Origin of the sequence: Vibrio sp. 10N.261.45.E2, assembly GCF_002875705.1 — a bacterium.
Classification (GTDB): domain Bacteria; phylum Pseudomonadota; class Gammaproteobacteria; order Enterobacterales; family Vibrionaceae; genus Vibrio.
Genome location: NZ_MCZZ01000080.1, coordinates 39,930 through 63,078 on the forward strand (window position 1 = coordinate 39,930; position 23,149 = coordinate 63,078).

Consider the following 23,149-nt stretch of genomic DNA (forward strand, 5'->3'; position numbering starts at 1 on the left):
TATGAGTTCAGAGTCGGCAATTGAGCGTAAGCTCAAGCGTCAAATCGCGGCAAGAAAAGAAGCGGAAAGATTACTGGAACAAAAAAGCTTGGAGTTGTTTGAGTCAAATCAGCAACTCGAGTTAGCTCTGCGACAATTAGAGAAACGCTCAAATGCGAATCTTCGAAGAATCGAGTTTCAGGAACAAATCGACAACTTGTTGATCGATTTCGGGCGCGCTTTCCTTAGAAATGACCTAAACGATGTCATGCTCTCGGAGCTGACGACCAATGTGACAAACAGTTATCTGATTGAAGCCAGTCGGTTAATACTGCCCCCTAAGCTGCTTCCTCAACTCCAAGCCAACGATTACGGTGATGATACGGTAGAAGCTCTCGACCAAGACATACAAGAACCGCTTTGGAATGGTGAGGTACTGACTGTGCCTTTAGAGGTTGAGAAGGTGATAGTCGGAACGCTGATCGTGAGAGTGCGTCTACTCGACCAAGATTACGAATTTATTCAGAGCCAATTACTATTGGTTACAGACCTAATTTGTAGTGCATTAACCCATCAGCTTGCGATTAACCGTAATATTGAATCGCGCCAAAGAGCAGAAGAGTCTGAAAGGGCGACTCGCGACTTTGTGGCAATGATAAACCATGAATTACGTACGCCACTCAACGGCTTGTTGGGCAGCGCCGAATTGATCAGCGACACCGAACTGAGCAGTTCTCAGCGTGAGATAGTGAATAACCTGAGCCAATCTGGCGAGTTTCTCAGAACCATCATTAACGACCTACTCGATTACAGCAAAATCAATGCTGGGATGTTGGAGTTGATTCCCAAGAAATTTGCGCTGCGTGATCTAAGAAATACGATTGAAAGTATCTTCGTCAATCGAGCAATAGAAAAGCAGCTTGAATTTAATATCAGTGTCGCATCAAATGTTCCCTCTCATTTCCAAGGCGATTTAGAACGCATCACCCAACTGTTTGTAAACCTAATCGGAAATGCGATTAAATTTACGGATAAAGGGCACGTGAACGTAGACATCGAGTGGGACAACAACCACTTCGTTTTTTCTGTGGAAGACACCGGAGTAGGGATTGCTGAATCGGCGCATAAGACGCTGTTTGAACCTTTTACTCAGGCTGATAATTCTAGTAGCCGTAACTATGAGGGCACTGGGCTTGGGTTAGCGATTTGCCGCAAGCTGGTGGCTTTGATGAACGGCGAGATTGGGGTGAGCAGCGTTGTTGGAACCGGTACAACGTTTACCATCTCGGTTCCGCTTCAAGTTGTCGATATGCCAACAGAGAGTGACCAAGTTTCGAAAGGCTTCCAATCTGAGGTCGAACTGTCTCTACTTAAAGTACTGGTAGTCGATGATATTAAGATGAACCAAATCATCATTCAGCAGATGCTACGCAAACATAAGATCGAGCCTGCGATTGCCAGTAACGGAGTAGAGGGGTTAGAACTCGCTTCTGACAACGAATACGACATCGTATTTATGGACTGCAGAATGCCCGTTATGGATGGTTTTGAAGCCACAGAGAAGTTAAGAGAGAAAGGTTACGCCCGGTCAATTGTGGCACTGACTGCCGGAACTACGCTAGAAGAACGAGAGCGTTGTATTCAGTGCGGGATGGATGACATTTTGAGTAAGCCTTATACGGCCAACGACCTTAACGAGATGCTTAAAAAGTGGGGTGTTTCTTCGGTGAAGGGAGCTTAAGTACGCGACTAAAACGCTGTAAAAGATAAACTCAACACTCAACACTCAACACTCAACACTCAAGGACCAAATACGAAAAACCGAAGTGATCTTACGATCCTTCGGTTTTTTTATTTTTAGCTTTCACCAGTCGTTACGCTTAGCAAGCTTCAAGTACGGGGAGAATTCGACTTAGCTTGTCTAGTGTCTCTTGGTACTCAGACGCACAATCACTATCAAATACCACACCACCGCCAGCCCAGGCATAAAGCATGTTGTTCTCTGCGACTAATGTGCGAATGGTAATGCTGGTATCCATTCTTCCATTTCGGCTGATGTAACCAATACTGCCGCAGTATGCTGAACGACGATGTGGTTCCAACTCTTCAATGATCTGCATAGCGCGAACTTTAGGAGCGCCCGTAATCGAACCCCCAGGGAAACAAGCTCTCAGAAGATCGGTCGCTGAATATTGATAATCAAGGTCGGCTCTGATTGTGCTCACTAAGTGATGAACTGCAGGGAAGCTCTCAATATCGAAGAGCTTTGGTACATGAACCGTCCCGGGTTTAGCCACGCGGCCAATATCATTACGAAGCAAGTCGACGATCATCAAGTTCTCCGCCTGATCTTTATCGGCGTTTGCTAAATCTTGAGCATTAGCGTTATCAATCACATGATCATCAGAACGAGGGCGTGTGCCTTTGATTGGCTTGGTTTCAATGACGTTATCTTTAAGTTCCAAGAAACGCTCTGGCGAAACACTGATGATTGCACTGTCGGCCAAACGGATAAAACCAGAAAAGGGCGCTGAGTTGTATTGTTCTAATTTGTCATAAGCCAACCATTCACTGCCTTGGTATTGGGCATTGAAGCGCTGAGCCAAGTTAATCTGATAGCAATCACCTGATAGCAGATATTCTTGAACGCTATCGAACTTGTCCGCATAGCTCTGTTCGCTCATGTTCGATTGCCACGGTGTCGTTAGGCCAAATTCTGCTGCGTGTGGCTTGTCTTGCTGCTCAGATAACCAACTCCAGTGCGCTTCGATGTTCTGTCCAACCACACATGCTGTCTTAAGCTTGTGATCAACCACAATTGCCCATTCATACAAACCAACCGCCATATCGGGTGCTTCAATATCGCGCTCTGCAAGTGACGGAAGTGTTTCCACTCTGCGTCCTAAATCGTAGCTGAAATAACCTAAAGCGCCGCCAATGAATGGCAATTCAGGATGGTCTTTAGTTGCTGGTAATAATTGCTGCTGATATTGGTCGAGAAGCTCGAAAGGATCAGAGTCAGAAACCTCGCACGTCTCATTAACATTAACGGTGGTTTTTGCACCGATTGTTTCGAAGGTGGCGATGGGTTGAGCAACTAAAATGTCGTATCGACTATCAACATGGCTTTCTGAAGCGGAGCGTAATAGCATTGCCCACGGCAGACTTTCAATATGAGAAAACAGCTGTTTAGCTAAAGTTGATTGATATTCAAGCGGCTTGATTTGGATAGAGCGAAATTCGTTGTTATTCATTTGTTTAATTTGTGACAAAGAGTTCGATCACTGCATGGCGTGTGAGAGGAAGCAAGAGTATCATAAATTGAAAATAAAATGGGTTCTTGATTAGAACGGAGTAATCCAAGTGGTTTAGTTTACAGCTATGCAAGCGATTGCTAAAGCAACTAAATACAGCTCAACACAATAAAAAGCTAAACCACCTAATTCGATTTGGCATGTATAGCCAAACGGTGAACCCACATGGAACCAGAACAATAAAGAGGCATGCAATGACGGTTATTCGTAAGCAAGATGTGATCAGCAGTGTCGCTGACGCACTTCAGTACATTTCTTATTATCACCCTTTAGACTTTGTCCAAGCCCTAGAAAAAGCGTACGAGAAAGAAGAGAGCCAAGCAGCTAAAGATGCGATCGCTCAGATTCTTATCAACTCGCGTATGTCGGCGGAAGGCCATCGTCCAATTTGTCAGGATACGGGTATTGTGACTTGTTTCGTGAACATCGGTATGGATGTTAGGTGGGAAACGGATCAAACAGTACAACAGATGGTTGATGAAGGCGTTCGTCAAGCTTACAACAACCCAGATAACCCATTGCGTGCGTCTGTCCTAATGGACCCTGCAGGTAAGCGTATTAATACTAAAGACAACACGCCAGCGGTTGTCCACATTAATATGGTTCCAGGCAACAAAGTTGAAATTCAAATCGCGGCGAAAGGCGGCGGTTCAGAGAACAAAACCAAGATGGTTATGCTAAACCCTTCTGACGATATTGCAGAGTGGGTAGAGAAGACGCTACCAACAATGGGGGCGGGTTGGTGTCCACCGGGTATGCTAGGTATAGGCATCGGCGGTACGGCTGAGAAAGCAGCGGTGCTAGCGAAAGAATCTTTGATGGAACACATCGATATTCAAGAGCTTATCGAAAAAGGCCCTGAGAACGCAGAAGAAGAGCTTCGTTTAGACATCTTCAACCGTGTAAACAAGTTGGGTATTGGTGCACAAGGTCTTGGCGGTCTAACGACTGTGGTTGACGTAAAAATTAAAACAGCACCAACACACGCAGCCTCTAAGCCAGTATGCTTAATCCCGAACTGTGCAGCAACGCGTCACGTTCACTTTACGCTAGACGGCAGCGGCCCAGCAGAGCTAACGCCACCTAAGCTAGAGGAGTGGCCAGATATCACTTGGGAAGCGGGCGCAAATACACGCCGTGTTAACCTTGATGAAGTAACTAAAGAAGACGTACAAGAGTGGAAGACCGGCGAAACGGTTCTTCTGTCAGGTAAGATCTTAACCGGTCGTGATGCTGCTCATAAACGTATTCAAGGCATGTTAGAAAGCGGCGAAGGTTTACCTGAAGGTGTCGATTTTAAAGGCAAGTTCATCTATTACGTAGGCCCTGTTGATGCAGTTGGCGATGAAGCGGTAGGTCCTGCGGGCCCAACAACTTCAACACGTATGGACAAGTTCACGGACATGATGCTGAACGAAACTGGCATTATGGGCATGATCGGTAAAGCTGAACGTGGGCCCGCAACGGTTGAGTCAATCAAAGAGCACAAAGCGGTTTACCTAATGGCGGTTGGCGGTGCAGCTTATTTAGTGGCGAAAGCAATTAAAAAAGCACGCGTAGTTGCGTTTGAAGATCTAGGTATGGAAGCGATCTACGAGTTTGAAGTTGAAGATATGCCAGTAACGGTAGCGGTTGACTCTAACGGCGTGAACGCACACCAGATCGGCCCTGACACGTGGAAAGTGAAGATTGCTGAAGCTGATAAAGCATAATTAACCGAAGCCAAAAATTCGCAGTTGTCGCTAACTTCAGCGTTTGAATTGCAATTTTTGACAGAAAGTTAAAGACAAAAGTGCAGCATTATCTGCACTTTTGTCATATTATCAATGATATAGTGATAAACACATAGTTTGATATAAGAACATAGGAGAGAGGAATGCCTCGTTTTATTCAGATCCTACAGATTATCTTGGCAGTGGTGATTGGTGCTTTTGTTGGCTACGACCTGATCTTGAAAGGGATTAGTATCTTTGATAATAAATACGTAACGATTACTTGTGCGCTTTGGCTAATTGCAGAGATTGCACTGTTTGTTATCTACAAGTTGATTGAAGACGATTAAACGTCGGATATCGTGCAAAAATTCTAAAGCCCCTGATTATGAATGTAGTCAGGGGCTTTTATTCATCTAGCATTAAGAATGTGTATTGCATACTCATCAGCAACAGAAAAAGCATACAAACTGTCCCATTTGGGAAAGAACATAGGTTAGCCTCTTTATTATTCTAACTCGCTAGCCTAATTATCACGGAGTCGTTCAAATGAAACACCTAACTCAAGAAATGAGTGACTTTATAAGTAGAGGAACGGACTCTCACATTCGAGTAGCGGTCACGGGGCTTTCTCGTGCGGGTAAGACAGCCTTCATTACTTCGCTGGTTAACCAGCTTCTTCATACGTCTACCCACAAAAACCTACCTCTGCTTGCATCGGCGAGAGATGGAAGAATTATTGGCGCAAAGCGCATTCCGCAATACAACATGATGATCCCGCGTTTCTCTTATGATGAAGCTATGGAGTCGCTCACTTCTCAGCCGCCAGAATGGCCAGTGCCAACGCGCGATGTCAGTGAGATTCGTCTAGCAATCAAATATAAGCCTGCTAAGGGTGCAAAAAAACTGCTGAGTAAAAACAGCACCCTTTATCTTGATATTGTTGACTACCCGGGCGAATGGCTGCTTGATTTACCATTGTTGGACATGGACTTCGATACTTGGAGCCAATCTCAATTTGCCGCGTTGAAGGGCGATAGAGAAACCTACTCGCAACAGTGGAACGCAATGCGTGGTGATATCGATTTGCTAGCAGAAGCGGACGAAAAGAAACTGGTCACGATTGCCGATAGTTATACCCAGTACCTGCATACTTGTAAAAGTAACGGATTGCATTGGGTACAACCGGGTCGATTCGTATTACCCGGTGAGCTTGAAGGCGCACCTGTACTGCAATTCTTCCCGTGTATTGCACCCGAGGGTAAGTTCTCAAAAACGAGTAACTATGCAGTGCTGAAGGCCCGTTACGAAGAGTATCAACAGAAGGTAGTGAAAGCGTTCTACAAGAATCACTTCGCGACGTTCGACAGACAAATCGTGTTGGTGGATTGCTTACAGCCACTTAATGCGGGCTATGACTCTTTCATGGACATGCGTGGTGCTTTAGAACAGTTGCTTAAGAGCTTTAAGTACGGTCGAAGCAATATCTTAAGACGCCTGTTTGCACCAAAGATCGACAAGATATTGTTTGCGGCTACTAAAGCTGACCACGTGACACCGGATCAACATCCGAACTTGGTGTCACTGTTACAGCAGATGGTGCATCCGGCTTGGCAACAAGCGGCGTTTGAACACATCGACATGAGTTGCATGAGCATCGCGTCGATTCAAGCGACTAGCGCGGGTTATATCTCATCGGGCTCAGACAATGTTCCGGCCTTGCAAGGTGTGACTTTGGAAAATGTTCCTCAAACCATGTATCCGGGCGAGGTGCCGCGTAAGTTGCCCAACAAACAGTATTGGGATACCAACCAGTTTGATTTCACGAGCTTTAGACCGATGGAGCAACATTCCGATGAGCCTTGTCAGCACCTAAGAGTCGACAAGGTTTTAGAGTATCTCATTGGCGACAAGTTGAAGTAATTGAGGCAATCAAAATGAGTGAGTTAAAAACAAAGCAGGTCTTTAATGAACCGTTGAAGACCTCTTTTGATGAGCAAGATAAGAACGATGTTGGCCCGGGTCTAGGCGCTCAACAACTGTTCACAGAACAAGAGAAATTTGTCCCAGTTGCACCTCAAGTGGAAACCGATCTTGATGGTGAAGCTGAGCAACAATTGGAACAAGTGATTCGACCGAGCAAAAAGAAGAAGTGGTTTGGAACGGGTTTATTGGTCGCTTTCTCTGGCTTAGTTGGCTGGCAGGCAATTGATTCGGTCATTACCGCGATTCAAACAGCCGATTGGCTGGCGTTAGGTTGGGCAGGCTTTATTGCTGCAATTGCTTCATTGGGTTTAGGCGCAATAGGCAAAGAGCTGTGGAAGTTGCGCTCACTTAAAGATCACTTCAGTGTGCAAGAGCAGAGTGAAGAGCTACTCCAAAGCCAAAGTGTCGGCAAGGGCAAAGCATTCTGTGAAAACATCGCGAAGCAGGGCGGAATTATTGCCGAGTCACCTTCGTATGATAAGTGGCGAAACAGCATCAACCCAGCACACAGCGATGCTGAAGTGTTGGACATGTACGATGCTTTGGTTGTCGCTCAACAAGATAAAGTGGCGACTCAAATTGTCACTAAGTTCTCGACTGAATCGGCGGTTTTGGTCGCGGTGAGTCCGTTGGCTGCTGCTGATATGTTGCTGGTGGCGTGGCGTAATTTCACCATGATAGACAAGCTAGCTGACGTGTACGGCATTGAGCTTGGTTACTGGTCGCGTATTAAGTTGTTTAAGTTGGTGTTAATTAACATGGCCGCTGCGGGTGCGAGTGAACTGGCAATTGATGCGAGCATGGATCTTGTCTCGATGGACTTAGCTGGCAAAGTTTCAGCTCGAGCAGGGCAGGGCTTAGGTGTCGGTATCCTTACTGCGAGACTGGGTCTAAAAGCCATGACATTGCTGCGTCCTATGCCGTGGCACAACGAACGAAAAGTAAAACTGGCTGACCTCCGTAAAGCCGTCCTTTCAGAAATAAAGCGCATTACTCTCAAATAAAGCGTTTGAAACTCAATAGTTTGAAAAGAAGAGTAAACATATGTTTACTCTTCTTCTTGACTGAACTCAGAGCTTAATCCACACTACTGTCAACTTATCCTGACACCTATAATAGGACTATTTGTGCGTCTTGAAGTATTGTGTGAAGACAGACTCGGCTTAACGCGTGAGTTGCTCGATATCTTGGCCTCAAAAAGCATTGATTTAAGAGGAATCGAAATTGATGTTAAAGGCATTATTTACCTAAACTGCCCTGATATCGATTTTGATGCTTTTAGTGAACTTATGGCTGAAATTCGCCGAATTTCAGGTGTGAAGGATGTACGTAAAATCCAATTTATGCCAAGCGAAAGGCATAATACAGAGCTGATTGCTCTGCTGGCAAACCTACCTGATCCCGTGATTGCGATTGACCTTAAAGGCTCAGTCGATATGGCAAACCACGCTGCATTAAACCTATTCAACAAGCAAGAAGACGAAGTGATCGGTGAACCGCTAGCGTCATTCGTTCCTAGTTTTAACTTTGCTCGTTGGATCGAAGGCGATGTAACACGTCATCGTGAAGTTGTCGTGTTGGATGGTTTAGATTTCTCTATCGAAATCTTGCCGATTTACCTTGGTGGTGATGTCAACGAAGCGGTACTGGCGAGCGCAGTAATGACGATTCGTTCTTGTAACCAAGAGATGAACACGCCAGATGCGATCCCTGAACAGAATAACTTAGGTTTTGAACACTTTGTTGGTGTCTCTAATCGCCATAAAGCCTTGATCAGCCAAGCTAAGAAATTGGCTATGCTGGATCAGCCTCTACTGATTGAGGGTGATACGGGGACAGGTAAAGAGATGCTGGCTAAAGCGTGTCATAACCGTTCTAACCGTTCTTCTTTCCCATTCTTGATTCTAAGCTGCGCATCAATGCCTGATGACGTGGCAGAAACGGAATTGTTTGGCCATGCTCCGGGTTCATTCAACCATGAACAAGGTCACAAAGGCATTTTCGAGCAAGCGAACGGCGGTACGGTATTTTTAGATGAAATTGGCGAAATGAGCCCGCATCTACAAATCAAATTGCTGCGTTTTCTACAAGATGGTTCATTCCGCCGTGTTGGTGAAGAAGAAGAGATGCACGCTGATGTTCGTATTATCGCATCAACGCGCCATCGCCTTTCTGAATTAGCAGACTCTGGTTCGTTCCGTGAAGACTTGTTCTACCGCTTGAATGTACTGACTCTGTCGATTCCAGCTCTGCGCGAACGCTCAAATGACGTTGCACCTTTACTGGAGCTTTTCGTGGCGAAGTACGCGCAGCAACTAGGCATGTTAAAACCAAAACTGACTCAAGAGTTAATCGATCAGCTTGGTAATTACCAATGGCCGGGCAACATTCGTCAGTTAGACAATATGGTTCTACGCGCACTAACAGAGTTAGACTCAGACACGTTAACGGTTGAGCAATTTCACTTGCCACAGCTTGAAACCATGACAGCTGGAATGGCGAACTTAAGCCTAGATGGCTCGTTGGATGAAATCATGAAAGACTATGAATCTCAGATTCTAGAGAAGCTTTATCAGTCTTTCCCATCAAGCCGTAAACTTGCAAAACGTTTGAATGTATCTCACACCTCAATTGCGAATAAGCTTCGTGATTACGGTATCAGAAAGAACTGATCGAATAAGAACAAGATTATGGAAGATTTGAGTACACCAGAGCGCATTTATAAGCATGACGGAAACCTGATTTTAAGAACGGCTGAAATCGACGACGCAGCGATGATTAGCGATTACTTTCAGGTTAACAGGGAGTACCTGAAACCGTGGGAACCGATTCGCGAAGATGCGTTTTTTGATAGAGCGGGTTGGGCGCAGCGACTGATCAAGTTAAACGAGCTTCATAAAATGGGGCTAGGCTATTACTGTTTACTGATTAATGCAGACTCTAATGAAATGTTAGGCACCATATCGTTCAGTAATTTGTCTCGTTTCCCGTTTTACGCTTGTAACGTCGGTTACTCATTGGCGCAAAGCGCACAGGGGCACGGTTACATGCGCAGAGGCTTGAGCATGGCCAAAGACTACATGTTTGATGTACAGAACATGCACCGCTTAATGGCGGGCTACATGCCTCACAACGAACGCAGTGCTGGTGTATTGGAACATCTTGGTTTTGTTCGAGAAGGTTTTGCTAAAGACTACATACAGATTAACGGCAAATGGGAAGACCATATACTGACGGCATTAGTTAACCCAAACTGGGAAGACAGGCGCGCTGTTTAGAGGCCAATAGTCATTAGGCGTAAGTATCACTTACGCGTAAATACAGATTTAGAGGCAGTGACGAACATAGATAAAATGAAACCGTCACCGTATCAAAAAGAGCATATAGGCATGGAAATCCATAAGCCTAAGAAGAAATTTGAGGAATTTTGATGTCATACACAACTTTGGATGAATACCAAAGAAAATGGATTTTCACCCACCAGTCAATGCCGCTGCCGGCAGAGGACTTGGAAAAGATTAAGCCAATGACACAGGCGAGAGCATCTCAGTTCTGGAAAGAGAACGTGAGCCCTCAAAGCCCAGACGCAGAACGACTAAGCTCGCAAGACTGGCCAAGCAAAGCATCGAACTGGAATGAAGAGATCAGCTGGATGGCACACTGGGAAGCAGATGAGCCAGAAATGCCAGAAGAGATTCTTAACTTTATTGATTGGCAAGATGACGTAACTGTTTATTTTTGCTATGAAAAATACAATGTTCTTGAAACCAAATGGGCGATCTTCAAGAAGCATTGGAAGAATTTTTTGTTCTATGATGATGGCCCGATTCTACTCGGTCGCCGTCGCTCAGAAGCACTGTGGTTTGCTACAAACGGTACCGTGAAAATCGGCAACCGCGCTTAATTACAGCATGATTTAATTAAGTCTACGTTGTACAAACGACAGATCAAAAGCGAGCATCGAGCTCGCTTTTTTTGTGCCTGTTGATCTTTGACGATCGTTATGAAAGTCCCGCTATTTGAGCCCAATTAAAGAGGCCATTTCCCGGTTGTTTAAAGCGGTAAATTATGAAATTGAGATCGCTATCTCATTGGGTTAGTTGAAGTTTTATGGATTTGGGCTATCTTTATAGTACTGCCTTAGTGGAGGTGAAGTATTATGATTTGGGATACTCTCGAACGTGTAAATAAACTTCGCAAGGAAGCAATGGAGGATCCAGAGTTCTTGGATTCAGCAAAAATGCATGAGGAATGGCTTTTAAGCGAAACTCATAATCAATCAAACAAAGGAGCGAAAGAGAAGAAACCGAAAAAACTATCTGACATTTATGAAAATACGGATTTTCCTATCAACCCAACTGGAACCAAACATTAACAATGATGAACTGCAACACGGCTAAGGCTCTTAACCAAAAAGCTATAAGTCGATCATACATACCAGCCTTAAGCCACCAGTAAAAAAGCCACTTTCAACGAATCGAAAGTGGCTTTTTCTTTACTCATTAGCAACTAAAGCTAATCGTTTTTAAACCTAGTTATTAATCAGGCTTAATCCGCTTGGTAACGCATCACCAAACACACGCTTAGATTCGCTCTCAGAAAGTTCAGTCACTTCATTCACTAGTGTTAACCATGAATCAGGTACCTTGCTTTGCTTAAGCTTCTCAATCACTTGATTGCGATAGTCGTCAGAGATATCAAACTGACGGTCACCGGTTTTACGACAAATCATCACTGCAGCAAAGGCAACCATCTGCTCTTTATGCCAGTTCTGTTCAAGCAGCTTCGGTAACCACTGTTCAGCTTGCTCTCTTGGAATCACGCTGTGTTGGCTACCATACAAAGGCGTTCTTGAAGCCAATCGACCTAGTGCCCACCAGTGCGCTTGTTCAAATTGGTTATGGTTAATCGCTTTGCTTAAGAACCAACTTGCTAACAACACTTTGTCTTCAACCTCAAGCTGCTCAAGTGATGCAGCTAAACGAACCATGGCTTCATAGCCATTGTCTTGTGCATCTTTGGCTGTCTTAGGGTTCTTCATTGCGCCTGGGTGAAGGTATTTAGCGATGTCAGCCAAGATAGTCTCTTGTTGTTCTTGGTTGAGCCCACCAGCAACACGACGCCAGAATACCCACCAATCCGTCCAACCTTGATGGTTCTTGAACTGAATATTCTGTTGGTAAAGACCCCAAATTTGCTCAATACGCCATGAGTCCGTTGGATCACCAAAGCCAGGACGTAGTGAGTAACCGGCCAAACGTAGCCAGTTTTTCTCGTGTGCTTCAGAGCGACGGCGACGTTTACGCCCTAGTGAGAAGGTATCAAACAGATGACGAAGAGTCGTGAAATCCCATTCATCGCGTTTACCTAGTCGCTTCTCAAGATCTTTAGACAGGGTCTTGATCTCTTTTGATTCCGCACTCTTTTTGTTGCCGCTGTAGAGGCGAGAAATCAATTCCTTGCACTCTTCCAATCTTGGATGAAGTTTAGAGTTATCGGATTCATCGCCTTGCTTGTTTCTGACTTCGAATTCAAGCAACCAACGCTTAGAGTCATCTTCTGTACTCACACACTCCATTTTTAGTGTGCCGACTTCGGTTAACTGACAAGCGAGCAGCACTTCAACACGCTCTTTTTGGTTGGCTTGAAGTTCCGCGGTACCTGAACCTTCCAACGTAGAAATATACGGTGGAAGAGGGGAGAACAAGTCGGCATCCACATTGACCATCACACCGTTTTGAATAGCGGTTTCGTGAGCTATTTGATCGTGTGTTGAAGTCAGTAGGTTAAATCGTACTGGCTCGCCTAGTGTCAGTGAGAAGCGGCGGCTGTTTAAGCGTATCTCTTGGCCTTCTTCTGTCCCTTTGGCAAGTAGACAAAGCGCTTTACCCATCTTGTTCTTCTCTTGTAGATGCAAGAAGTAAGAACGAGCAGCACCACCGCCGATTTTCAGCTGCGCGCCACGGCGGGCTTTACCAAAGGCAACTGCCCCAAGTGCAACAGACCAATCAGGGTGAGGGTTATCTAATACTGTGATTGGAGAACCGTTCCAATTGCCTAGTAACTGAGTAATGCGCTCAGTCACAAGTTCGCTGTTGAACACACCACCATTAAGCAACACACCCACAGGGATGGCCGGTTTGGTATCATCGAACTCAACCGCATCTGAATTTTCTAACGCAGCCTTAGACACTTGTTGATGCGTAGTTAGGAATTCTGCAACGTGCTTACTCACTGCTGGATCGGCAACGTAAGGCAGACCGAATTCAACCACGGCGCTACGACGTTTATCTGGTGTTTCAGTAAACTCAGACAGTGGGAAGAAGCCTTCCAATGCGATTTGATGAACTTCTTGTTTGGTTAAGCCAATACTTTTAGTACCGCCAAGCAATTTTGAACCGCTGCCCAGCATAGTGATCTTCACATCATCGGGTGCATTGGCAGAAAGCAGGCTCTCTTTTGCAGCGCGAGTTTGTTGAATCAGTTTGGTTAGGCTAGAGGCATTCAGCTTTTTGTTTTGATTGAAGCGCTGCTCAGCAAGGTGAGCGAGGGCCAAATCGAGGTTATCACCACCCAGCATCAAGTGTTCGCCAACGCCGATACGGTCAAGTGCTAGCTCGTTATTACCGCCGTTGTTCGCATCGTTATCCGCATTGAATTTGGCTTCAATTAAGCTCAAATCGGTGGTACCACCACCAACATCACACACTAGAATAAGCGGGATCTGTTGGAGTTCTTCCGCAGCCGTTTGCTGGTGACGTGCATACCAGTCGTAACAAACTGCTTGTGGCTCTTCGAGTAAGAGGATCTTGCCTAAACCGGCTAGCTCTGCGGCTTCGAGTGTCAGCTTACGTGCTGTCTCATCGAATGAAGCCGGAACCGTCACTACAACATCTTGGTCTTCAAGTTTGTTGCTTGGGTTGCGGTAGTTCCATGCTTGGCGAATGTGATTCAGGTAGCTTGCACTCGCGACAACTGGCGAGACTTTATCGACATCAGCTGCGCCTGCCCAAGGTAGAATGTCGGAGTTACGGTCAACCGCTTGGTGTGATAACCAGCTTTTAGCACTCGACACTTGGCGACCTTCAACCTTAGCGCCCAATTCACGCGCCCATTCACCGACGATAACGTTCTTAATATCGCCTTCAACTGGGCTTGGCTCCCACGGCATAGTCAGGTCTGAAGGGGATATTTGACCTTGTGCGGGGTGGTAACGAAATGATGGAAGTAGGGGCTTGCGAACCACTTCACCGGGGCCGATGAGTTGGTCAATATCGAAAAGAGAAACGGGAGCATGTTGTAGGTCGTCGTTGATTTCACAGTAAGCGACAACCGTATTTGTTGTGCCTAAGTCAATGCCGACTAAAAAACGAGGAGTTGCCATACAAAACCTTATTCTTCCAGAGTGATGACCAGTGTGTTGATAGCTTTGGTCTTATTGTTGTTATTTGTAAACGTCATCCCTGAGAAACAGGTAGGACTGAGTTGGGAATGGTATTGATAAAATAACGGCACCCGCTAAGGTGCCGTTGATACATTATGCTTCTTCGTTTGAGTCGTTGTTCAAGTCTTCGCGAACGTCGAACTCAACGTGCCATTTCTGACCGTTGTCAGTGGCAATTGCTTCTAGGTATAAGGTACCTAGCTCAGTAACGCGAGAAGCCAGAGTAACTGGAACCACTTCACCTTCGCGACGGCCTTCAGAAACCGGCAGCGTCACTTGGATTTCAGGAAGCTCGTCTAGCTCTTCCGGTGCCCAGTGATCAAGGTGTGTACCCGCTTCATCTTCACGACGTGTGGTCGAACCGAAGAATTGGAAGTGTACTGGCTGGCCAATCACGAGACCAAACTCTTGGCTAGGAACTTGAACGCTCGATCCTTCTTCCATACCAAATGGTGCAACACACAAAGCTTCCATTGGAGGAGCCATACCTGGGATAGCTGGCATCGCACTTTCAATTCCTACGTAGTAAGAAGATGCGATACCGCCACGGATACGAACGCCTTGGCCACGACGTACAGCGCCGTAGTAAGAAGCGCCGCTTGCAACTGCTAGGTCTAAGTCTAAACCTGATAGCTGTTTCGCGAACTCAGCGTCTGCGTTAATTAACCATTCATTGATCGTGTCTGAAAGACGATCAGCAAGCAGGTTCGATTTTAGAACACCACCGTTGAACAGGATTGCTGTTGGCTTAATGAAGTCTGCTGCAGGCGCTTCAGCACCTGGCATACCGGGCATGTTTGCAAACGGGTTGAAATCTTGTTGAGCGGCTTCGCTATTTCCAGAAAGCGCGTTCGCTTGCTTAGAAAGGAATGCAGCAATGTGACGAGTAATGCCCGCGTCTTGAGCGTAAGGCAGACCCATTTGAGTCAGTGCGCCGCGCGTCTTTTGTACAGGGTGCTCAGTTACAGCAACTTTAGGGAAGAAGCCATCCACTAATGTTTGTTGTACTTCTTGCTGAGTCAGTTCTGTTTTCAGTGTCGCGCCAAGCAGTTTAGAACCACGGCTAGGAACTACGATTGGCACAGCTTGAAGTTCAGCATCGTTAAGCAGCGCTTCTTTTGCGTCACGACATGCGTGAGTCATCGCTTGAACTTGCCAAGGTGCTAATTCTTTGCCTTCTTGCGCCAGTTTCATTTTCAGGCGGTAAGCTAATGCTAAGTCCATGTTGTCGCCGCCAAGTAGGATGTGTTCACCTACTGCGATACGGTTCAGGCTTAGGTTACCGTCATCTTGTGTTACTTCAACCAACGAAAGGTCGGTTGTACCACCACCGATGTCGACAACAAGCACTATATCACCAACGTTTACCTCATCACGCCATGTATCGTTGCTGTTATCAATCCAGCTGTAAAGAGCAGCTTGTGGCTCTTCAAGAAGCGTTAGGTGAGTGAAACCAACATTACGTGCAGCTTCAGCGGTTAGGTCACGAGCCGCAGGATCAAACGAAGCTGGAACCGTGATCGTTACATCTTGGTCTGCCAGTTTGTGTTCTGGGTTAGCGTGGTTCCAAGCGTCTTTAAGGTGCTCAAGGTACAATTCAGTTGTCTTAAGCGGAGATACTTTTTCAACCTCTTCAGGGCTGCCTGCAGGCAGGAAAGCATCGCGACGGTTAACACCACCGTGGCATAGCCAAGATTTTGCACTTGCTACCAAACGGATAGGGGTTTTAGAACCAAGATTACGCGCAATCGCACCAACCAGAGCTTTAGGTTCAGAAGACCAAGGAAGAACGCGAGAGCCTGCATCCATTTCGTGTTCGTGCGGCTGGTATAGGAACGAGCCAAGTTGGCTGCGAGTTTCTACTGTACCAGGAGCCGTCAGTTGAGGGATTGGCATCACCTCAACGCGTGCATCTTCATTGGTTGTATCGATGAAAGACAAAACACAGTGTGTTGTACCTAAATCGATACCAACACTGAACTTTGGTGCCTGATGTTGCTCTTGAGAAGATAGCTCTTGCGAAGGCTCTTGAGCTGAATGATTTTGGTGTTCCATTATAGCTCCACCTCTGCCGGTGCAATCACAGATGCATCGTAGTTTTCAGCAAGCTTAGGCAGGTTCATGTCAGTTGCTTTCCAACCTTTGTGAACTAGTGTGCCGTTGAATGGTGCATTGCCCGTTACGTTGCCAGTTAGGCGGATTTCTTGAGGGTTGAAGCCTTCAGCGATAGTGATACGAGTCTCTTCATCTTCAGTGCGAATGTGAGAAAGCGTCACGTAGTCAGCAAGTACTTTTTGACCGCCAGTGTGAATAACACGTGCTGCTGCGCCAACTTCTTCATCAGAGAATGACGTTAGGTCTTCTTTCAAGAAGTCGATTAGACGCGCTTCTTGCTGCATGATAGACAGTAGCTGCATTGCAGAATCTGTTGGTGCTGTAGCAAGCTTAGACTCAACTTCTACTACTTTTTCGATGACTCTTTCTACTTCAACAACTTTTTCTACTTCGACAATTTTTTCAACTGGCTTTTCAACTTCAACGATCTTCTCTACTGGTTTTTCTACAACTTTCTCAACCACTTTGGTTTTACGAGAAACGGCAATTAGCAGTAGTAAAACGCTTGATGCAGTTAGACCTGCGTGAAGCATATCAAACGTCTGTGGGATTAGGTTCAAATCAACGATCATAGTGATTTTTCTCTTTAAATTGATTTAACGGTATATTCGTCGGTTCAAAGGAATATACAGGTTGGAAAGAAACTCACTGGTACAAGACCAATACGGTCGCTTTCAAGCTATAAATATGGATGGATACTAGCATATTCAAGGCTTAAGAGTGGTAATTTATGTTTTCAAACCAATAGTTTTTGAGTGTGTTAGCTTGAAATTTAGTCGAGATTTGGTCGATTGTTAACCTGTGATGTAAGGGCGAAGTAAAGTGCGCGCGTTTTATGTCATTTTTGGGACGAAAACTTAAATGGAGCATCATTCCCTTCCGTTATATACTTTGTGCTCATCAAAGCCTATTTGGAACCTCTATGCCGCACACTACCGACCCGATAACTGGGTTGAAGAGACGAATGCTACCACTGGTCGTATTTTCGGTCAGTTTTATGATTACAGTGTTGTGTTTTATTCTAGTCATGCTCAACCAAAACCGTGCATTGAACATGAATTTGGACAGCTTTGCTAAACAACAAACACTGAGCTTAGAAGCGTTTATCAATAATGATGTGGCTTACATAGGTTCTGGCGCAAACTTCTTCTATTCTAATGATCCTGAAAATTGGGATAAATTCGATCGTTTTGCACAGCAGACCATCAACGGTTCGAAGAGCCTAATTGGCTTACAATGGATGCAGAAAGTCTCGGCAGATGAGATTGCCGAACACACCGCACAAATGGAAGCAAAGTATCCATTTTACCAACTGTTTACCATCCCTAAACACGAAGCAAAAACCTATGGCTATATATTGAATGGAGAGCCTGCTTTCATTGCGACCGATATCTATCCGAACTCTGAAGCAAACGCAAAGGTCATCGGCTTTTACTCTTCCCGTGAGCGATTCAAACGCGTCTTAGAGAACATTAAACAGACCCGAAAAGCAAATATTTCAGACAAGGTACGTCTGATTCAAGATGGCCTAACTCAAGATACACCAAAGACAGGCATGTTGGTTTATCACCCAGTCTTTGAAGGCGAAAGCGACAACTTACTGGGTGTTGTTATTGGCGTGGTGCGCACTACGTATTACTTTGAGAATCTACTTGCATCTGCCGTCGGTGATATGGATGTTTACATTCGCGTTACTGATACAGGATTTGAAGCTGAAGACTCGCCAATTCTGTTCGAAACTCAAGGTTATGAGGGTGTGAGTGGGCACCATATAACTAAGACCATCGAATTGACCAACCGAAATTGGAAGATCGATTACAAGATAGATTCCTGCATCTCTTTTTATGGCTACCTTGTACTGACAGGAATTGCATTGGTCGGAACAACCATCTCATTGTTGTTGGCGTACATCGTTAACATGCAAATTCGAGAGAAAGAGCGTTTGTACCGAATGCTCGAAAAAAGAACGAGAGAGCTCCGATTCCTAGCGAACCACGATAGCTTAACGGAAATCTATAACCGACGTGCTTTCAATAAGATGTTTGATAGGGCGGTTAAGCATAGTGAGCCATTTAGCTTAATTGGGTTTGATATCGATAAGTTTAAAGGCATCAATGATCAGTTTGGTCACCCTGCTGGTGATGCTTTGCTTGTTCATGTCATTAAGTTGATTTCGGTAAGTTTGAAAGAAGGGGATAACCTGTTCCGTTTGGGCGGCGACGAGTTTTGTATCATTTCCAGTATTTCCAACCATGAAGCACTAGACCGTTACTTGCAGTGCATTTTGAATACAGTGAGTCACTCACATTGCGAGCATAAAGGGCAGCAGCTAAGTTGCACGTTAAGTATTGGTGCGGCTATTCACACCAATGAAGGCACAGAAGAACTGCTGCAAAAAACAGACAGTATGCTCTACCAAAGTAAGTCAAATGGTCGAAATCGAGTCACAATTGCAGGCTAAATGAGCACTTGATGCAACTGGGGTCGAGTTCTGTATTGGGCTCATGTACAATTTCACAAAATTTTTGACGAGAGAATTAGGCGACGTATGAATCACAATCGAGTGGTGTGTTTCGATTTGGAAATGTGCTGTTGGAGCGAAAATGGTGTGGGAACAACAGGCGAGATCATTGAAGTGGGTCTTGCTGAGATTGATCTAGCATCAGGCACCATCGTGAAGCGAGCGCAATACTACGTTAAGCCAGAAAAAGACGAAGTCTCTCTGTTCTGTGCCGAACTAACCGGCATTACCCCGCGTAAAATCGAAAAGCAGGGGCGTCCTTTAGCGTCTGTTATCAAATCGATGATCAAGAACTTCGGGGGCCCAAACAAAATCTATGCAGCGTGGGGGCGTGACGACCTTATCTTACACAAAGAGTGTATCGAGAAAGGCATCGAACCTCCGTTCAGCGAGTTCTTGAATATCGCTACACTTTACCGAGTTCAGAATCGATTGAAAGACAAACGCATTGGTCACCGCGCCGCTCAAGAAGCAAAAAACATTGAGTGGGAAGGTCGTCAGCACTCGGGGTATGTTGATGCTTATAATTTGGCTAAGCTGACACTGACTATGCTCTAGCGGTTTGCATTAGACGAGCATTTGGCTAAAAGTTGAAACCAGCCTGATTCTTGTGAATTATTCAAATTAAGAACCACCTACTTGTTAGGTGGTTTTTTTATGCCTGTTATTCAGGAGGAATTGTCTTTAATTCACGGAGAATTTCTTTCCAAAGAAAGCTCATTTCAGCGAGTGGTTTGTCAATAGTGAATGGCTACATCGCTTATTTTACGAGTGAAGAATATCGGTTTGAAATTTAGCTTTTTAATTAATATTAAATCGCAGGTTGCAGCCTTGATTGGGTAGGGCGAGATGATAGCGTTAGCTCACCCAAAACAAGGAGAATAGGATGAAGAACATTATTAAATATGGGTTTGCACTGGCGGCACTCAGCGTAAGTGCATTGGTTTCGGCACAACCTGTTGTATTGATTAACACCTTTTCAGTCGAGCCAGCCCATGAGGCCGCCACTTTAGCGTATTGGGAAAGTGCAAGAGACATATTAGAACAACAACCTGGGTACTTATCGACCAAGTTACACCGTTCTTTAAGCTCGGACGCAACTTACCGCTTCATCAATGTCGCTGAATGGGAAAGTAAGAAGCAATTCCATGATGCGATACAGGCGATGAGAAAAGAGTTACCACCTTTAAAAATCGAAGGGGTTTCTGCTGACCCTAACTTGTATGAAATTGTTCGCGACTAATCAGGAAACCACATAATGAAAACAACCCTAGGAACCTTTTTAGCTATTTTTAGCTTTCTATTCTCAGCCCTTCTATTTTCTAGTTATAGTCATGCTGCGGCATACGGCGTGTCTGTGGCTTGGAAAACCGATGACGCACAAGCAGTATTTGAGGCAATGCCTCATCAGAAAAAAGCCTTCGCGAACTTAATTGATGCGGGCTTGGTCCACGACATGTTCGTATCAGAAAGCTTTATCGGAGATCAGAAATTTCCGATCATCAAGTTTGTGATTGAAGCGGACAGTGAGCAGCACGTCAGAGAGTTGATTGGCAATCTACCATTTCAATTTAAGGAGCTTGTCGAAGTTACCGAAATCAGAGACATCGGTAATAAGTGGCTAAACACCGAAGTCGCTTTCAAAAACTACGCAGTCGAACTCGCTTGGAAAGAGCCTGAGAATCAATTCATTGTCGACGAGATAATTAGCCAAGATTTACAAATGGTTGTCGATTGGAGCGCTCAAGGCGTGATTACTTCTGCTTATTTAAAACATCAAGAAATAGCCCAAGAGAAGCCAAACCAAAAAGCGATGATCAGACCAATTTACTCAATGGCAATATTGGCTAAAAATGAAGAGCAAGCGCGCGAAGTTGCCAACCAGTTGAATGCAGTAAAGCTAGGCTTTGCTGAAGTCATGGTCAATGAACTGGGCTTTAAGCTAGAAATATAGAAATGAGGGCTTAGAAAATGAAAGCTACAGAAAACAAGAGTTATCGATATCATTCAATGTAGCTTCAGTTCTTTAGACCTTGTTATTTGAACTCATGGCTAGGCTTTATATTAAGGTGAGTGAGTTTGTATAACTGGCTCACCTTATTGTTATTTTAACTTGTTACTTGCTGATCTTATATTTGGCTTAATTATTGGCTAAACTTATCACAATCCTTTTCTATGTATGGTTTGGCATTAGCTCGACTAAACAAATACCTTTTTGATGACATTTTTATTTATGAACACCTCGCCGAAATGAACGCCAGTAGCCCTGAAAAAATCATCTTAGACGCTTCAGGTATCGAGATGATGAACAACACACTCATTGATTCTAACTTGAACAAGCGCGTTACCTTGTCTCCCTCAGAAGCCCTGATTCTTGAGGTCTTGGTGAAGAACAGCCCAAAAGCCGTTGGTCGAGATTTTTTGCTCGAACACTGTTGGCCAGGCCGGGTGGTTACGGGCAGTTCGCTTAATGTCGCGGTGAAGAACATTCGCACAGCCTTAAATTCAATAGAGTGCGATTGCAAAATTTTAACGGTGCAAAAGGAAGGGTACAGCTTTAGCCGACCTCAACAGCCTACTGGCTACTTATCGACACCCACCTCGGGTGTTCAAGTTGAAGCGCCTCAATATGAAGCACCTTTAGTTACAGTTTTTGGCGAACCTTCGGCTTCAAAGAGATCGAGTTCTGAACGTGACGATAATGAACATGAGTCTGTATTAGCGAAGCAACCGAACTCGTCTAAACAACATCAGGTGCCACATTGGATCGCTCGTCATCGTTCTCGTATCGCCGGGCTATTAGTCAGCGCGTTTCTTGTGATGTTGTTTTATCAATTTGCGTTCTTTATGGAGAAAACTGACTATCGCGGCATGGATGTTTATCACGATAGTTTGAATTTTGATCAAGCGCTCTTAACTGAGCTTAATACCGTGTCAGAGCTCGGTGTAGAGTCGCTCTATCTGCATCGTATCGGTGTTGGGTGCCAGAACATTCAAGCCGTTGCTTTGATCAATGGGCACTGGAAAGAGATGAGCCACCAGTTTAAATCACTATCTTGTGATGACGACAATGAAGAAGAGCGAGGATAACGGATATGAATCGTAAATTTTGGATGCCTATCTTGTTAACGCTTTTTGTGATTCTAAATGTAGGCTTAATCTCTGGGCTCGCAACCAAAAGTACCTATAAGTTTTCTGCTGAATATCCGATGGTAGGTTGGGAAAAAGTCTCACTTCGATTAGAAAATGGTCGAGTCAAAATGCAGTACATTGGATACGATGTGGATGGGAATGTGGCTCAAACCAAGCAAATGTTTGGTGTCTTTTTACGTTGGGGAAACCATTATTACCTTTACCAGCTAGATCAAGACCAGCCTCAAGACAAACAGACATTCAGTATCAAGCATTACTTTATTCAGCAAACGCAAGGTAAGCGTAGTATTTTGGTATCAAATCAGCGCGGCCTTTACATTACGAAAAAGGGCACGCCGTTAGAGCTTAAAGGCATTATGCATGGCGACCGTTTACGCTAACGGAAGCCATCTAAAAAGAGAACTCGCTAGGTTAGCTTTTACCGAGAACGTTCAGTTTGGTCTTAATAAAATCACTGTGGTCGACGTAGAGCAGTTCTGCTGTTTTACGGATCACAGAGTCTTCGATAGGGTCAATTTCCCCGTCTGCGTGCGCCACTTCCCACATCGCTTTGATTAAATCGATTCGCACTGGTTGAGAAAGGTCTCTGAGTTGCGATGTAAAGTCATATAGCGATACTGATTGCTCTACTTTGGGTTCCGCTTGCTCTAACAGTGTTTTTGCTTGTTCTTCGTCTAAATCCAGTAAGCGTTGAAGAAGCTGAAGTTTAGCGACTCTTTCAGATTCATTGATTTGATGGTCGGCTCCCGCGACTTCACACAACAAACTCGCGATGGCGATATTTGGCGATGTGCCTTGGTTTTTGCTTAGGTCCTGGCCTTCAATCAATTGCTTAAACATTGATGTGAGAGAATTGAACATAACGAGCTCCAGTTAAAATTTGTATCGGGTTCCGTAACGCTGATAGCTATAACTACAAGTATAA

At 44.9% G+C, this 23,149-nt stretch carries 20 protein-coding genes; 15 read left to right on the forward strand and 5 right to left on the reverse strand.

Annotation, left to right across the window (positions count from 1 at the left end):
* Window position 1: 1 nt before the first annotated feature.
* Entirely contained in the window at window positions 2-1,720 is a 1,719-nt protein-coding gene (locus tag BCT34_RS04290) for an ATP-binding protein (protein ID WP_076652945.1), read from the forward strand.
* 139 nt (window positions 1,721-1,859) lie between these two features.
* On the opposite strand, the gene pabB is transcribed toward BCT34_RS04290, so the two are convergent.
* On the reverse strand, window positions 1,860-3,233 hold the full coding sequence (gene pabB, locus BCT34_RS04295) for an aminodeoxychorismate synthase component I (protein WP_076652947.1): 1,374 nt from the start codon (window positions 3,231-3,233) through the stop codon (window positions 1,860-1,862).
* Between the two features lie 254 nt (window positions 3,234-3,487).
* On the opposite strand from pabB, the gene BCT34_RS04300 reads away from it, so the two are divergent.
* The 8 genes from BCT34_RS04300 to BCT34_RS04335 all read left to right on the forward strand — a co-directional run bounded on the left by BCT34_RS04300 (window position 3,488) and on the right by BCT34_RS04335 (window position 11,366).
* Window positions 3,488-5,005: a fumarate hydratase gene (locus tag BCT34_RS04300; RefSeq protein ID WP_076652949.1), complete on the forward strand. Its 1,518-nt coding sequence runs from the start codon at window positions 3,488-3,490 to the stop codon at window positions 5,003-5,005.
* A 164-nt stretch (window positions 5,006-5,169) separates the two neighbouring features.
* Entirely contained in the window at window positions 5,170-5,355 is a 186-nt protein-coding gene (locus tag BCT34_RS04305; protein WP_004734731.1) for a hypothetical protein, read from the forward strand.
* A 199-nt stretch (window positions 5,356-5,554) separates the two neighbouring features.
* Window positions 5,555-6,928: a YcjX family protein gene (locus tag BCT34_RS04310; RefSeq protein ID WP_076652952.1), complete on the forward strand. Its 1,374-nt coding sequence runs from the start codon at window positions 5,555-5,557 to the stop codon at window positions 6,926-6,928.
* A gap of 14 nt (window positions 6,929-6,942) precedes the next feature.
* On the forward strand, window positions 6,943-7,995 hold the full coding sequence (locus tag BCT34_RS04315; protein WP_076652954.1) for a TIGR01620 family protein: 1,053 nt from the start codon (window positions 6,943-6,945) through the stop codon (window positions 7,993-7,995).
* A gap of 123 nt (window positions 7,996-8,118) precedes the next feature.
* A complete protein-coding gene (gene tyrR / locus BCT34_RS04320) occupies window positions 8,119-9,663 on the forward strand; it encodes a transcriptional regulator TyrR (protein WP_076652956.1) in 1,545 nt (514 codons plus the stop codon).
* Between the two features lie 18 nt (window positions 9,664-9,681).
* Window positions 9,682-10,269: a ribosomal protein S5-alanine N-acetyltransferase gene (gene rimJ / locus BCT34_RS04325; RefSeq protein WP_076652959.1), complete on the forward strand. Its 588-nt coding sequence runs from the start codon at window positions 9,682-9,684 to the stop codon at window positions 10,267-10,269.
* Between the two features lie 152 nt (window positions 10,270-10,421).
* Window positions 10,422-10,895 (forward strand): DUF2947 domain-containing protein, encoded by a 474-nt coding sequence (locus tag BCT34_RS04330; protein WP_048664809.1) that lies wholly within the window; start codon window positions 10,422-10,424, stop codon window positions 10,893-10,895.
* A 255-nt stretch (window positions 10,896-11,150) separates the two neighbouring features.
* Window positions 11,151-11,366 (forward strand): hypothetical protein, encoded by a 216-nt coding sequence (locus BCT34_RS04335; RefSeq protein ID WP_012604204.1) that lies wholly within the window; start codon window positions 11,151-11,153, stop codon window positions 11,364-11,366.
* 156 nt (window positions 11,367-11,522) lie between these two features.
* On the opposite strand, the gene BCT34_RS04340 is transcribed toward BCT34_RS04335, so the two are convergent.
* From BCT34_RS04340 to BCT34_RS04350, 3 genes are all read right to left on the reverse strand, one after another.
* Window positions 11,523-14,375 carry an Hsp70 family protein gene (locus BCT34_RS04340; RefSeq protein ID WP_076652962.1) on the reverse strand — a complete coding sequence of 951 codons (2,853 nt, stop codon included), beginning with the start codon at window positions 14,373-14,375 and terminating at the stop codon, window positions 11,523-11,525.
* Window positions 14,376-14,528: 153 nt separating this feature from the next.
* Entirely contained in the window at window positions 14,529-16,490 is a 1,962-nt protein-coding gene (locus tag BCT34_RS04345) for an Hsp70 family protein (RefSeq protein WP_076652964.1), read from the reverse strand.
* Window positions 16,490-17,122: a DUF2760 domain-containing protein gene (locus BCT34_RS04350; RefSeq protein ID WP_017091262.1), complete on the reverse strand. Its 633-nt coding sequence runs from the start codon at window positions 17,120-17,122 to the stop codon at window positions 16,490-16,492. The genes BCT34_RS04345 and BCT34_RS04350 overlap by 1 nt, the downstream gene beginning before the upstream one ends.
* Window positions 17,123-17,472: 350 nt before the next feature.
* Here BCT34_RS04350 and BCT34_RS04355 point away from each other — a divergent pair, with 350 nt between their 5' ends.
* The 6 genes from BCT34_RS04355 to BCT34_RS04380 all read left to right on the forward strand — a co-directional run bounded on the left by BCT34_RS04355 (window position 17,473) and on the right by BCT34_RS04380 (window position 22,604).
* Window positions 17,473-19,011, forward strand: coding sequence for a sensor domain-containing diguanylate cyclase (locus tag BCT34_RS04355; RefSeq protein ID WP_076652966.1), 1,539 nt, complete (start codon window positions 17,473-17,475; stop codon window positions 19,009-19,011).
* 87 nt (window positions 19,012-19,098) lie between these two features.
* Window positions 19,099-19,629, forward strand: a complete 531-nt coding sequence (locus BCT34_RS04360; RefSeq protein WP_076652969.1) for a 3'-5' exonuclease — start codon at window positions 19,099-19,101, stop codon at window positions 19,627-19,629.
* Between the two features lie 328 nt (window positions 19,630-19,957).
* Complete coding sequence (locus BCT34_RS04365; RefSeq protein ID WP_076652971.1) at window positions 19,958-20,314, forward strand: antibiotic biosynthesis monooxygenase family protein; 357 nt, start codon at window positions 19,958-19,960, stop codon at window positions 20,312-20,314.
* Window positions 20,315-20,329: 15 nt separating this feature from the next.
* Complete coding sequence (locus BCT34_RS04370; RefSeq protein ID WP_076652974.1) at window positions 20,330-21,025, forward strand: hypothetical protein; 696 nt, start codon at window positions 20,330-20,332, stop codon at window positions 21,023-21,025.
* A 296-nt stretch (window positions 21,026-21,321) separates the two neighbouring features.
* Window positions 21,322-22,161 carry a helix-turn-helix domain-containing protein gene (locus tag BCT34_RS04375; RefSeq protein WP_083702794.1) on the forward strand — a complete coding sequence of 280 codons (840 nt, stop codon included), beginning with the start codon at window positions 21,322-21,324 and terminating at the stop codon, window positions 22,159-22,161.
* 5 nt (window positions 22,162-22,166) lie between these two features.
* Complete coding sequence (locus BCT34_RS04380; protein ID WP_076652977.1) at window positions 22,167-22,604, forward strand: hypothetical protein; 438 nt, start codon at window positions 22,167-22,169, stop codon at window positions 22,602-22,604.
* A gap of 31 nt (window positions 22,605-22,635) precedes the next feature.
* Here the strand turns inward: BCT34_RS04380 and BCT34_RS04385 are convergent, their stop codons facing one another.
* Window positions 22,636-23,085, reverse strand: coding sequence for a TerB family tellurite resistance protein (locus BCT34_RS04385; RefSeq protein ID WP_076652979.1), 450 nt, complete (start codon window positions 23,083-23,085; stop codon window positions 22,636-22,638).
* Between the last annotated feature and the right edge of the window lie 64 nt (window positions 23,086-23,149).